Below are 11923 nucleotides of genomic sequence, written 5' to 3'. Positions count from 1 at the left end.
CTGCTGATCTTCCGCGACGTACAGTAGTGACCTGAATGCCATGCATCCGGAGGTTCTGGCCATGCTGCGTATCGCGGTCGTCGCGTCCCCGCCCGTGTCGATGTTCAACCTCGCCATCCCCGAGCTGCTCTTCGACAAGGTGCGGGTCGACGGCCGCCCCGGCTACGAGGTGGTGATCTGCGCGCCCGACCCCGGGCCCGTGCCCACCACCGGCACGCTCGAACTGCACGTGCCGCGCGGACTGGAGGCGCTGGGGGAGGCGGACACCGTGCTCGTCGCCGGCACCGGGCAGCCCTTCGCCCCGGACCCGCGGGTGATCGAGGCGCTGCGCGAGGCCGCCGGGAGGGGCAAGCGCATCGCCTCCATCTGCTCCGGTGCCTTCACGCTCGCCGAGGCCGGACTCCTCAAGGGCCGCAAGGCCACCACCTACTGGGCACACGCCGAGGAGATGCGCCGCCGGCACCCCGACATCGACGTCCGGGGCGATGTCCTGTACGCCCAGGACGGCCCGTTCCTGACCTCCTCCGGCTACGCCGCCGGCATCGACCTGTGCCTGCACATCATCCGTACGGACTACGGCGCCGCCGTCGCCAACGAGGTCGCCCGGCTCGCCCTGGTCGCCCCGGTCCGGCCCGGCGGCCAGACCCAGTTCACCCAGACCCCGCTGCCGCCCGAGCGCGGCACCGCCTGCGCCGACACCCGGGGCTGGGCCATGCGCAACCTGGACAAGCCGCTCACCCTGACCGACCTGGCCCGGCACGCCGGGGTCTCCGTGCGCACCCTCACCCGCCGGTTCCACGCCGAGAGCGGGGTCAGCCCGTTGCAGTGGCTGCTGCACCAGCGCATCGAGCGCGCCAAGGAACTGCTGGAGACCACCCGGCTGCCCATGGACCAGGTGGCCGCCGCCTGCGGTCTGGGCACCGCCGACTCGCTCCGCGCCCACCTGGTCCGCCGCACCGGCCTCACCCCGAGCGCGTACCGTGCGCAGTTCAGCCGCCACGCAACCGGCCGGCCGACGGCCGCGTCCTCCGCTGCGTGATCAGTCACCACGAGCGGGGCCCCCGGACGATCCGCGGCGCGCTGCCCGCCGAAGCGGAGAACATCGCCGCACTGCACCGCCGGGCCCGCTCGACGTACTACCCCGACGGACTGCCGGACGACGGCATCGACTGGACCGCGGCCTGGCGCGGTGCCGTCGAGCGCCCCGACGGGCAGGTGCTGTGCGTGGTCGAGGAGGGCACGATCCTCGGCATCGCCTCCTTCCGGCCCCCGCAGGACGGCCCGGCCGGCACGGTCAAGCTCTTCCAGTTCCACGTCGACCCCGACCACTGGCGCCGCGGCATCGGTACGGCCCTGCACGCGGCCTGCGTGGCGCGGTGGCGCGCCGACGGCAGGCACTGCGCCGTCCTCGACGTGCATGTGGACAATCTGCGCGCCCGGTCCTTCTACGCCCGCCACGGCTGGGTCCCGGACCCGGCGCACCCGCCCGCGCCGGGCGACCACCACCTCTTCCTGCGCCTCTCCGTGCCGCCCGGGGAATGAGACGTTCTGTTTGAACGTTCACGTACCGGTCGGGGAGAGACCCCGTGCCCGTACGACCTGGAGAGAGCCGAAGACATGCGCGTCGAGATCTGGAGCGACATCGCCTGCCCCTGGTGCTATGTGGGCAAGGCCCGCTTCGAGAAGGCGCTGGCTGCCTTCCCGCACCGCGACGAGGTCGAGGTGGTGCACCGCTCCTTCGAGCTGGACCCGGGCCGCGCCAAGGGCGATGTGCAGCCGGTCATCACCATGCTGACCAGGAAGTACGGCATGAGCGAGGCGCAGGCCCAGGCCGGCGAGGACAACCTGGGCGCGCAGGCCGCCGCCGAGGGCCTGGACTACCGCACCCGCGACCGGGACCACGGCAACACCTTCGACATGCACCGCCTGCTGCACTTCGCCAAGGAGCACGGACGGCAGGACCGACTGCTCCAGCTGCTGTACCGGGCGAACTTCGCCGAGGAGCGGTCCGTCTTCACCGAGGGCGACGAGCGGCTCGTGGAACTGGCCGTGGAGGCCGGACTCGACGCCGAGGCCGCCCGCGCGGTGCTCACCGACCCGGACGCGTACGCCGACGACGTCCGCGCCGACGAGCGCGAGGCCGCCCGGCTCGGCGCCACCGGCGTGCCCTTCTTCGTCCTCGACCGGACGTACGGCGTCTCCGGCGCCCAGCCCGCCGAGGTCTTCACCCAGGCGCTGACCCAGGCATGGGGCGAGCGCTCCCCGCTGAAGCTCGTCGACCAGGGCGGCGCCGAGGCCTGCGGCCCGGACGGCTGCGCGGTCCCGCAGCACTGAGAAACCGCAGGTCGGCGCGGTCGTATAAGCGATCCTGAGGGAAACCATGGAAAAGTCCGCAATGGACGGGTGGTTCCCCGGGACGCAGAGTGGACCCATGGAGACCACGGAGACCACGGAGACCTTCGACCGCCTCGTCCGCGCCGAGTTCCGCCCGCGCGGCAGCTACCTCAACACCGCGAGCACCGGCCTGCTGCCCGCCCGCACCGTCACCGCCCTCCAGGAGGCGGCCCTGCTGCGGGCGGAGGGCCGGCCGCTGCTGCCGCTGTACGAGGAGGTGGAGGTGTGCCGGGCCGCGTACGCCCGGCTCGCCGGCGTCCCCGCCACCCGGGTCGCGGCGGGCGCCTCCGTCGCCGCGCACACCGGTGTGATCGCCGCCTCCCTCCCGGCGGGCGCCGAAGTCCTCACCGCAGAGGACGACTTCACCTCCGTGCTCAACCCGTTCCACATCCGCGGCGACCTCAAGGTGCGCACGGTCCCGCTGGAGCGGATCGCCGAGTCCGTCCGGCCGGGCACCGCGCTCGTCGCGGTCAGCGCCGCCCAGTCCGCCGACGGCCGGATCGCCGACCTGCCCGCCCTGCGCGAGGCCGCCCGCGCCCACGGCGCCCGCACCTACGTCGACTTCTCCCAGGCCGCCGGCTGGCTGCCGATGGCGGCGGACGCCTACGACTTCACCGCCACCGTCTCCTTCAAGTGGCTGATGGGCCCGCACGGCGCCGCCTTCCTCACCGTCCCCGAGGACTTCGGCGGACTGACCCCGGTGCTCGCGGGCTGGGTCGCGGCCGAGCGGCCGTGGGACAGCTGCTACGGCCCGGTGGCCGAACTCGCCCACTCGGCACGGCGGTTCGACCTCACCCACGCCCTGTTCACCTTCGCCGGCCTGCGCCGCTCCCTCGAACTGATCGAGGAACTCGGCGTCGAGGCGATCCACGCCCATGACCTCGCCCTCGCCGACCGGTTCCGCGCCGGCCTCGCCGACCTCGGCCACGAGCCGGTGCCCGCGCCCGGCTCGGCGATCGTCTCGGTCCCCGGACTCGGCTCCCGGCAGCCCGCGTTGAGCGCGGCGGGCGTCGAGGTCTCCGACCGCGCGGGCAACCTGCGCGCGGCCTTCCACCTCTACAACACGGCCGCGGACGTGGACCGGCTGCTGGCGGCGCTGTCCGGCTGACACGACCGGGCCGGGCCCCCCGTCCCACACGAGGAGGCCCGGCCCGGTGGTTCCGGGGGCGGGGCTACTTCACCGGCGTGAAGTCCCGCGCACCGATGAACTCAGGCCGCCGCACCGGCGCCGCGAACGGCTCCACCGCCGTGTTCTCCACACTGTTGAACACGATGAAGACGTTGCTGCGCGGGAACGGCGTGATGTTGTCGCCGGAGCCGTGCATGCAGTTGCAGTCGAACCAGGTCGCCGAGCCGGCCCTGCCGGTGAACAGCCGGATGCCGTACTCGCTCGCCAGCGAGGTCAGCGCCTCGTCCGACGGCGTGCCCGCGTCCTGCATCTGCAGGGACTTCTTGTAGTTGTCCTTCGGCGTGGCACCGGCGCAGCCCAGGAACGTCTTGTGCGAGCCGGGCATGATCATGAGCCCGCCGTTGGTGTCGTAGTTCTCGGTCAGCGCGATCGACACGGACACCGTGCGCATGTTCGGCAGGCCGTCCTCGGCGTGCCAGGTCTCGAAGTCGGAGTGCCAGTAGAACCCGCTCGCGCCGAAGCCCGGCTTGACGTTGATCCGGGACTGGTGGACGTACACGTCCGAGCCGAGGATCTGCCGGGCCCGGCCGACCACGCGCGGATCGCGCACCAGGTTCGCGAACACCTCGCTGATCCGGTGCACCTCGAAGACGGAGCGGATCTCCTGGGACTTCGGCTCCACGATCGACCGCTCGTCGGCGCGGATCGCCGGGTCGGACACCAGCCGGTCCAGCTCCCGCTTGTAGACCGCGACCTCGTCCTCGGTGATGAGCTGGTCGACGGCGAGGAAGCCGTCCCGCTCGTACGCCTGGAGGTCGGCCGTCGTGATCGGGCCGGGGGTGTCCGGGGAGCCCCAGACGACCGGGTCCTGGCGCGGGACGGTCACCTCGGTGGTGCCGCGGGTGGGGTACAGATCGGTGACGGTGGCAGTGGTCATCGTGTCTCACACCTCCTCGGGCTCGGTGAGCAGCGGGTAGACGCCGTTCTCGTCGTGGTCCTCCCGTCCGGTGACCGGCGGGTTGAACACGCAGATGCAGTGGAAGTCCTCCTTGACGCGCAGCGTGTGCCGCTCGTGCCCGTCGAGGAGGTACATGGTGCCGGGGGTGATCGTGTATGTCTTCCCGGCCTCGTGGTCGGTCAGTTCGGCCTCGCCCTTGGTGCAGACGACGGCCTCGATGTGGTTGGCGTACCACATCGACGTCTCGGTCCCGGCGTACAGGATCGTCTCGTGCAGGGAGAAGCCGACCCGCTCCTTGGCGAGGACGATCCGCTTGCTCTCCCAGGTGCCGGACTTCGCCTTGACGTGCCGGTCGGTGCCTTCGATGTCCTTGAACGATCGGACGATCATGGGGTGCGTCTCCTCCTTGCTTCAGGCGGTTTCCCGGACGGCGCGGGCGAGGACGCTGAGGCCCTCGTCCAGCTCGTCGGGGGTCACGGTGAGGGCGGGCAGCAGCTTGACGACCTCGCCCTCGGGGCCGGACGTCTCGATGAGCAGCCCCAGTTCGAAGGCGCGCCGCGCGACCCGCGCGGCCCGGTCCTTGGCGTGGAACTCCAGGCCCCACACGAGCCCGCGGCCGCGGTACTCCTTCACATCGGCGAGGTTCTCCTCGGTGATGGAGATCAGGGCCTGCTCGATCTGTTCGCCGCGGGCGCGGGTCTGCTTCTCCATCGCCGGGCCGTCGGTCCAGTAGGTCTCCAGGGCGGCGGTGGCGGTGACGAAGGCGGGGTTGTTGCCGCGGAAGGTGCCGTTGTGCTCACCCGGCTCCCAGATGTCCAGCTCGGGCCGGAACAGGCACAGCGACATCGGCAGCCCGTACCCGCTGATCGACTTCGACACCGTGACGATGTCCGGAGTGATCCCCGCCTCCTCGAAGGAGAAGAAGGCACCGGTACGGCCGCAGCCCATCTGGATGTCGTCGACGATCAGCAGCATGTCCTGCCGCTCGCACAGATCCTTCAGCGCCCGCAGCCACTCCGGCCGGGCCACGTTGATCCCGCCCTCGCCCTGCACGGTCTCCACGATCACCGCGGCCGGCCGGTTCAGCCCCGACCCCTGGTCCTCCAGCAGCCGCTCGAACCACAGGAAGTCCGGCACCGTACCGTCGAAGTAGTTGTCGAACGGCATCGGCGTGCCGTGCACCAGCGGAACCCCGGCACCGGCCCGCTTGAAGGCGTTCCCGGTCACCGCGAGCGAACCCAGCGACATGCCGTGGAAGGCGTTGGTGAACGACACGATCGCCTCGCGCCCCTTCACCTTCCGCGCCAGCTTCAGCGCCGACTCCACCGCGTTCGTGCCCGTCGGGCCGGGGAACATCACCTTGTACGGCAGATCACGCGGACGCAGCACCAGCTCCTGGAACGCCCGCAGGAACGACCGCTTGGCCGTGGTCGACATGTCCAGGCCGTGGGTGACCCCGTCCCGTTCCAGATAGTCGAGCAACGCCCGTTTCAGCACCGGGTTGTTGTGGCCGTAGTTGAGTGATCCGGCACCGGCGAAGAAGTCGAGGTACGCATGGCCGTCCTCGTCGTACATCCGGCTGCCCTGCGCCCGGTCGAAGACGACGGGCCAGCCGCGGCAGTAGCTGCGCACCTCGGATTCGAGGGTCTCGAAGACGCTGAGGTCGGGCTGGGTGATGGTCACGGTCAATCGCTCCTCAGTGGGCGGTGAACTCGGTCAGCGGGCCGATGCGGTAGAGGACTTCGGGGTCGTGCGGGCCGTCCGGGAACAGGTCGGCGGGGAACAGCACCTCGCGGCTGACCCCGGCGCCGTGCCGCTCGGCGAACGAGGTGAACAGCCGCTCGGAGGCGGTGTTGCCGGGCGTGATGGTGGTCTCCAGCTCGGTGATGCCGCGTTCGGCGGTGAGCCGGGCGGTCAGCCCGTCCAGCAGCTTGGCGGCGATGCCGTGACCCCGGTGGGCGGGGTCGACGGCGACCTGCCAGACGAGCAGGGTGCGGGGGCGGTCCGGCCGCAGGTACCCGGTGACGAAGCCGACCGGCTCCCCGCCCGCACCGCGCGCCACCGCCGAGGTGCCGGCGAAGTCCCGGCACCACAGCACATAGCTGTAGGAGGAGTTCAGATCGAGGGTCTTCGATTCCTTGGCGAGACGCCAGAGCGCGGCTCCGTCCGTCGTCGCCGGCCGTTCGATGAGCAGGTCTGCGGGTGCGGCAGTCATGCGGCACGAATTTAGCGAGGCGAATTCGAAAATGCACGGGAGTGATCACGGGGGCCACTCGTCGCCCAGGCGATATGTCCGGAATGCCCCGTGAAATATCGGGACAAAGCGTGCTCGCTGTGGAGTGTGTCACAGCACGAAAGCCCCCGGAAATCCGTCCGCAAAGTCCCTTGTTTAGCTCTGCAAAAAGCGGGCAGAAGAAGATGGGAAGCTATCGTCCGGTAAATTGGCGGAGATTGTGAAAGTAATTGGAATTCAGGATGTGAAAACGGCCCGCGTGAGGTGCGCGGGCCGTTTTCCGTGCGTTCCGGGCTGACTACCCCCAGGCCAGCTCCGCGGCCCGGCGGGCGGCGGCCGGGTCCACCGGCAGCCCCTGCTCCGCGAGCGCGGCGCCCAGGGCGGCCAGGGAGTTCTGCACCGCGCCCGGGGTCGCGTCGGGGCCGTAGTGGTTGACGCGGATCATCTCCTTGGCCAGGGCGCCGCCGCCGGCCGCCAGCGGCAGCGTCGGGTCCGTCGCCAGCGCGCGGGCCACCAGGTCCGAGGCCGCCACCCCCGACGGCACCCGCAGGGTCGTGGCGACCGGGGCCGCGTCCCGCTCCTCGTACACATACGGCTCCAGGCCCCCGCCCAGCGCCACCGCACCGGCCCGCGTGGCCAGCGCGGCGCGCCGGTGCCGGGCCATCACCGTCTGCAGGCCGGCCGACTCGATCCGCTCCAGGCACGCCTCCAGCGCCAGCATCTCCAGCTGGGCCGGAGCATGCGGCAGCGCCGTCCGGCCGGCGTCGATCCAGCGCTCCTTCCAGTCCAGCAGGGACAGGTAGGAGCGGCGCGGGGCGTTCGGGTTGGCGGCCATCCGGGTCCACGCCCGCTCGCTCACCGAGATCGCCGACACGCCCGCCGGGCCGCCCATCGCCTTCTGCGCCCCGATCACGCACAGGTCCACGCCCCACGCGTCCGGCAGCACCGGCTCCGCGCCCACGGAGGCCACCGCGTCCAGGTAGAAGAGGGCGCCCTGGGCCCGCACCGCCTCGCCGATCTCGGCGACCGGGTTGGTGTTGCCGGTCGCCGCCTCGGCGTGCACCAGCGACACGAAGTCGATCTCCGGGTGTTCGGCGAAGGCCTGCCGGATCTGCTCGGCGGTCGCCGCCGTGTGGAAGGGGACCGACAGGTCGTGCACCGTGGCGCCGGCGTCCCGCAGCCAGTTGCCGAAGGTCTGGCCGTACGGGCCCGTGATCACGTTCAGGGCCACGGTGCCCGGACCGGCCGCCGCGCGGATCGCGCCCTCCAGCGGGAGCAGCGCCTCGCCCTGGGTGATCAGGACGTCCTGCCGGGTGTCCAGCAGCCGGGCCACCCCGTCCTCGATGGCGGCGAAGCGCTCGGCACTCAGCGGGGGCAGGTCGAGGAAGGGGTGGGTCACGGCGGTGCTCTCTTCGCTCTCGGATTCGCTCTGGGCGGGTCGACTTCACCGATCTTAGGTCGAAAGGCTTCGTAACCATGGGTTTGATTTGAGAGACTCAAACCCTTCCTTATAATCGGAAGCCACAGTTCCACCACAGGAGATCTCCCCATGAAAACGCTCGTAGGGCGCCGGACCCGCCTTCTGGCCGCCACCACCGCGACCGCCGCACTCGTGCTCGTCGCGGCCGGCTGCTCCTCGGACGACAACGGGGGGAGCGGCAAGACCACGGTCAAGGGCGTCCACCTGGCCAAGGCCGGTCAGCTGACCACCTGCACCCACCTGCCCTACCCGCCGTTCCAGTCGGAGGTCGACGGCAAGGTGCAGGGCTTCGACGTCTCCCTGATCGACTTGGTCGCCGAGGACCTCGGCGTCAAGCAGCAGATCCGCGACACGCCCTTCGAGAACTTCAAGACCGGCGCCTTCCTGAACTCCGGCGAGTGCGACCTGGCCGCCGCCGGTATGACCATCACCGACGAGCGCAAGAAGAACGTCGACTTCTCCGACCCGTACTTCGAGGCCACCCAGGCCGTCCTGGTCGACAAGGACAGCGGGATCGGCTCGCTCGCCGACGTCAAGGCCAAGGGCAAGAAGCTCGGCGCCCAGGCGCAGACCACCGGCGAGGACTACGCCAAGACCAAGGGCTACGACCCGGTCTCCTTCGAGTCCTCCGACGCCGTCCTGAACGGCCTGCGCACCGGCCAGGTCCAGGCCGTCGTCATCGACTACCCGGTCGTCCAGGGCTGGCTGAAGGACAAGGCCACCGCGGCCAAGTTCAAGGTGGTCGACAACCTCAAGACCGGTGAGCAGTACGGCTTCACCGTGAAGAAGGGCAACAAGGCGCTGCTCGACGCCATCAACAAGGCGCTCAAGACCGCCAAGGCCGACGGCACCTACAAGAAGATCTACGAGCAGTGGATCGGCCCGTACGACGCCTCCGTCGCCTCTCCCGCCGCCTCATGACCGACACGGACACAACCCTCCAGCCGAAGAAGAAGGGGCTGACCCGGCGCCAGAAGCGCAGCCTGTCGCGGGGCGTGCAGTACGCCGTCTTCGTCGCCGCCGTGATCGCCTTCGCGGTCACGGCCGACTGGGACCGGCTGCAGAACCAGTTCGCCCAGGCCGACCTCGCCCGGCAGATGTTCCCGGACGTCATCACGCTGGCGCTGAAGAACACCGTGCTGTACACGCTGTCCGGCTTCGTCGTCGGCCTCGTCCTCGGCATGGTCATCGCGCTGATGCGGCTGTCCTCGGTGGGGCCGTACCGCTGGCTGGCGGGCGTCTACATCGAGATCTTCCGCGGCCTGCCCGCCCTGCTGATCTTCATCTTCGTCGGCGTGGCCGTCCCGCTCGCCTTCCCGGGCACGGAGATCCCGGGCGGCACCTACGGCAAGGTCGCCCTCGCGCTCGGCCTGGTCTCGGCCGCGTACATGGCGGAGACCATCCGCGCAGGCATCCAGGCGGTGCCCAAGGGGCAGATGGAAGCGGCGCGTTCGCTCGGCTTCTCGCCGGCGAAGGCGATGGTCTCGATCATCGTCCCGCAGGCCTTCCGGATCATCCTGCCGCCGCTCACCAACGAACTCGTCCTGCTCTTCAAGGACTCCTCGCTGGTGCTGTTCCTCGGCGTCACCCTGGAGGAGCGGGAGCTGTCCAAGTTCGGCCGCGACCTCGCCAGTACGACCGCCAACTCCACGCCGATCCTGGTCGCGGGCCTGTGCTACCTGCTGGTCACCATCCCGCTGAGCTTCGTCGTCCGCCGTATGGAATCCAAGGCCCAGGAGGCGATCCGGTGACCCGCCCCGAGATCGAGGTCCGCGGACTGCACAAGTCCTTCGGCGACAACGAGGTGCTGCGCGGCATCGACCTGGAGATCGGCCAGGGCGAGGTCGTCTGCGTCATCGGCCCCTCCGGCTCCGGCAAGTCGACGCTGCTGCGCTGCGTGAACCTGCTGGAGGAGCCCACCAAGGGCCAGGTCTTCGTCGGCGGCACCGAGGTGACCGACCCCGACGTCGACATCGACGCCGTACGCCGCCGTATCGGCATGGTCTTCCAGCAGTTCAACCTCTTCCCGCACCTGAACGTCACCGAGAACCTGACGCTGCCGCAGCGCCGGGTGCTGCGGCGGGACAAGGAGACGGCCGCGAAGATCGCCGCCGAGAACCTCGCCCGCGTCGGCCTCGCCGAGAAGGCGGACGCCTACCCGTCCTCCCTCTCCGGCGGCCAGCAGCAGCGCGTCGCCATCGCCCGCGCGCTCGCCATGGGCCCCGAGGTGATGCTCTTCGACGAGCCGACCTCCGCGCTCGACCCCGAGCTGGTCGGCGACGTCCTCGCCGTCATGCGCCGGCTCGCCCGCGAGGGCATGACGATGATGGTCGTCACCCACGAGATGACCTTCGCCCGCGAGGTCGCCGACCGGGTCGTCTTCATGGACGGCGGCGTGATCGTCGAGGACGGCAGCCCCGAGCGGGTGATCGGCGACCCGCAGCACGAGCGCACCCGGCACTTCCTGTCCCGGCTGCTCGACCCCGCGATGGCCGAGGTGGAGGAGGAGACCTCCGACCAGGTGGGGAAGTCCGAGCCGTAGGTCGTTAGGGTGCAGTGCATGAGCGATGGTGCCGTGCTGCACGTGAAGGGCCGGGTCCTGGCGGGGCCGGACGACGTCCGTGACGAGCTGTGGGTGGTCGGGGGCCGCGTCTCCTACGACCGCCCCGCCGGGGCCCGGGACATCACCACTGTCACCGGCTGGGCGCTGCCCGGCCTGGTCGACGCGCACTGCCATGTCGGCCTCGACGCGCACGGCCCCGTCGACGCGGAGACCGCCGAGAAGCAGGCGCTCACCGACCGCGAGGCGGGCACCCTGCTGATCCGGGACGCCGGCTCGCCCTCCGACACCCGCTGGATCGACGAACGGGACGACCTCCCGAAGATCATCCGGGCCGGCCGGCACATCGCCCGCACCCGCCGCTACATCCGCAACTACGCCTGGGAGATCGAGCCGGACGACCTCGTCGCCTACGTCGCCCAGGAGGCCCGGCGCGGTGACGGCTGGGTCAAGCTGGTCGGCGACTGGATCGACCGCGACCTCGGCGACCTGGCGCCCTGCTGGCCGCGCGAGGCGGTGGAGGCGGCCATCGCCGAGGCCCACCGGCTCGGCGCTCGCGTCACCGCCCACTGCTTCGCCGAGAACTCCCTGCGCGACCTGGTCGAGGCCGGCATCGACTGCATCGAGCACGCGACCGGCCTCACCGAGGACCTGATCCCGCTGTTCGCCGAGCGGGGCGTCGCGATCGTCCCCACCCTCGTCAACATCGCCACCTTCCCCCGGCTCGCCGACGGCGGAGAGCAGAAGTTCCCGCGCTGGTCCGCCCACATGCGCCGACTGCACGAACGCCGCTACGACACCGTCCGCGCCGCCTACGACGCCGGCATCCCGGTCTTCGTCGGCACGGACGCCGGCGGCTCACTGGCCCACGGCCTGGTCGCCGAGGAGGTCGCCGAGCTGGTCACCGCCGGCATCCCGCCCGTGGCGGCCCTGTCGGCGACGAGCTGGGGCGCCCGGGCCTGGCTCGGCCGGCCCGGCCTGGAGGAGGGCGCCCCGGCCGACCTCGTGGTGTACGAGGCCGACCCGCGGGCCGACGTTCGGGTGCTGGCCGGGCCGCGGCGGGTGGTGCTGAACGGGCGCGTCGTCGAGTAGCCGTGCCCACCCTGTCGAATGAGTGAGCGGGAAATCCACGTTCGGGTGAAGTGACCTCGGATCGCTGACCGTTCACC

Annotated in this window: 13 protein-coding genes; 8 read left to right on the top strand and 5 right to left on the bottom strand. The window is 70.9% G+C overall.

The genetic code is table 11. The features are described 5' to 3' along the window. Positions 1-61 precede the first annotated feature (61 nt). From CCN44_RS00450 to CCN44_RS00435, 4 genes are all read left to right on the top strand, one after another. Positions 62-1039 carry a GlxA family transcriptional regulator gene (locus CCN44_RS00450; RefSeq protein ID WP_059254892.1) on the top strand — a complete coding sequence of 326 codons (978 nt, stop codon included), beginning with the start codon at positions 62-64 and terminating at the stop codon, positions 1037-1039. Next, positions 1036-1542, top strand: coding sequence for a GNAT family N-acetyltransferase (locus tag CCN44_RS00445; RefSeq protein ID WP_237481934.1), 507 nt, complete (start codon positions 1036-1038; stop codon positions 1540-1542). The genes CCN44_RS00450 and CCN44_RS00445 overlap by 4 nt, the downstream gene beginning before the upstream one ends. A 75-nt stretch (positions 1543-1617) precedes the next feature. Continuing rightward, on the top strand, positions 1618-2334 hold the full coding sequence (locus tag CCN44_RS00440; protein WP_059248618.1) for a DsbA family oxidoreductase: 717 nt from the start codon (positions 1618-1620) through the stop codon (positions 2332-2334). 61 nt (positions 2335-2395) lie between these two features. Then, positions 2396-3502 carry an aminotransferase class V-fold PLP-dependent enzyme gene (locus CCN44_RS00435; protein WP_189397446.1) on the top strand — a complete coding sequence of 369 codons (1107 nt, stop codon included), beginning with the start codon at positions 2396-2398 and terminating at the stop codon, positions 3500-3502. Positions 3503-3566: 64 nt separating this feature from the next. Here CCN44_RS00435 and thpD read toward each other — a convergent pair whose 3' ends face one another. From thpD to CCN44_RS00410, 5 genes are all read right to left on the bottom strand, one after another. Beyond that, positions 3567-4460: an ectoine hydroxylase gene (thpD, locus tag CCN44_RS00430; protein WP_059248616.1), complete on the bottom strand. Its 894-nt coding sequence runs from the start codon at positions 4458-4460 to the stop codon at positions 3567-3569. 6 nt (positions 4461-4466) lie between these two features. Beyond that, positions 4467-4871: an ectoine synthase gene (locus CCN44_RS00425; RefSeq protein WP_059248615.1), complete on the bottom strand. Its 405-nt coding sequence runs from the start codon at positions 4869-4871 to the stop codon at positions 4467-4469. Between the two features lie 21 nt (positions 4872-4892). Next, complete coding sequence (ectB, locus tag CCN44_RS00420; protein ID WP_086696572.1) at positions 4893-6164, bottom strand: diaminobutyrate--2-oxoglutarate transaminase; 1272 nt, start codon at positions 6162-6164, stop codon at positions 4893-4895. 13 nt (positions 6165-6177) lie between these two features. Beyond that, entirely contained in the window at positions 6178-6696 is a 519-nt protein-coding gene (ectA, locus tag CCN44_RS00415) for a diaminobutyrate acetyltransferase (protein ID WP_059248614.1), read from the bottom strand. A 316-nt stretch (positions 6697-7012) separates the two neighbouring features. Beyond that, positions 7013-8113, bottom strand: a complete 1101-nt coding sequence (locus CCN44_RS00410; protein WP_086696565.1) for a pyridoxal-phosphate-dependent aminotransferase family protein — start codon at positions 8111-8113, stop codon at positions 7013-7015. 150 nt (positions 8114-8263) lie between these two features. On the opposite strand from CCN44_RS00410, the gene CCN44_RS00405 reads away from it, so the two are divergent. Genes CCN44_RS00405 through CCN44_RS00390 form a run of 4 tightly spaced genes read left to right on the top strand, consistent with a single transcriptional unit; the run spans position 8264 to position 11846 of the window. Then, positions 8264-9115: a transporter substrate-binding domain-containing protein gene (locus CCN44_RS00405; RefSeq protein WP_059248612.1), complete on the top strand. Its 852-nt coding sequence runs from the start codon at positions 8264-8266 to the stop codon at positions 9113-9115. Beyond that, a complete protein-coding gene (locus tag CCN44_RS00400) occupies positions 9112-9945 on the top strand; it encodes an amino acid ABC transporter permease (protein ID WP_059248611.1) in 834 nt (277 codons plus the stop codon). The genes CCN44_RS00405 and CCN44_RS00400 overlap by 4 nt, the downstream gene beginning before the upstream one ends. Then, a complete protein-coding gene (locus CCN44_RS00395) occupies positions 9942-10736 on the top strand; it encodes an amino acid ABC transporter ATP-binding protein (protein ID WP_059248610.1) in 795 nt (264 codons plus the stop codon). The genes CCN44_RS00400 and CCN44_RS00395 overlap by 4 nt, the downstream gene beginning before the upstream one ends. An 18-nt stretch (positions 10737-10754) precedes the next feature. Further along, positions 10755-11846, top strand: a complete 1092-nt coding sequence (locus tag CCN44_RS00390; protein ID WP_086696564.1) for an amidohydrolase family protein — start codon at positions 10755-10757, stop codon at positions 11844-11846. The last annotated feature ends 77 nt before the right edge of the window (positions 11847-11923 follow it).

Origin of the sequence: Streptomyces tricolor (assembly GCF_002155905.1) — a bacterium.
In the GTDB taxonomy this organism is placed as follows: domain Bacteria; phylum Actinomycetota; class Actinomycetes; order Streptomycetales; family Streptomycetaceae; genus Streptomyces; species Streptomyces tricolor.
This window is presented reverse-complemented; position numbering and strand designations above follow the sequence as displayed.

Excerpts from the sequence above, each read along its gene's own strand:
- CCN44_RS00450 (WP_059254892.1), top strand. The coding sequence starts at position 62 with ATGCTGCGTATCGCGGTCGTCGCGTCCCCGCCCGTGTCGATGTTCAAC.
- CCN44_RS00440 (WP_059248618.1), top strand. The coding sequence starts at position 1,618 with ATGCGCGTCGAGATCTGGAGCGACATCGCCTGCCCCTGGTGCTATGTG.
- CCN44_RS00435 (WP_189397446.1), top strand. The coding sequence starts at position 2,396 with ATGGACGGGTGGTTCCCCGGGACGCAGAGTGGACCCATGGAGACCACG.
- thpD (WP_059248616.1), bottom strand. The coding sequence starts at position 4,460 with ATGACCACTGCCACCGTCACCGATCTGTACCCCACCCGCGGCACCACC.
- CCN44_RS00425 (WP_059248615.1), bottom strand. The coding sequence starts at position 4,871 with ATGATCGTCCGATCGTTCAAGGACATCGAAGGCACCGACCGGCACGTC.
- ectA (WP_059248614.1), bottom strand. The coding sequence starts at position 6,696 with ATGACTGCCGCACCCGCAGACCTGCTCATCGAACGGCCGGCGACGACG.
- CCN44_RS00405 (WP_059248612.1), top strand. The coding sequence starts at position 8,264 with ATGAAAACGCTCGTAGGGCGCCGGACCCGCCTTCTGGCCGCCACCACC.
- CCN44_RS00400 (WP_059248611.1), top strand. The coding sequence starts at position 9,112 with ATGACCGACACGGACACAACCCTCCAGCCGAAGAAGAAGGGGCTGACC.
- CCN44_RS00390 (WP_086696564.1), top strand. The coding sequence starts at position 10,755 with ATGAGCGATGGTGCCGTGCTGCACGTGAAGGGCCGGGTCCTGGCGGGG.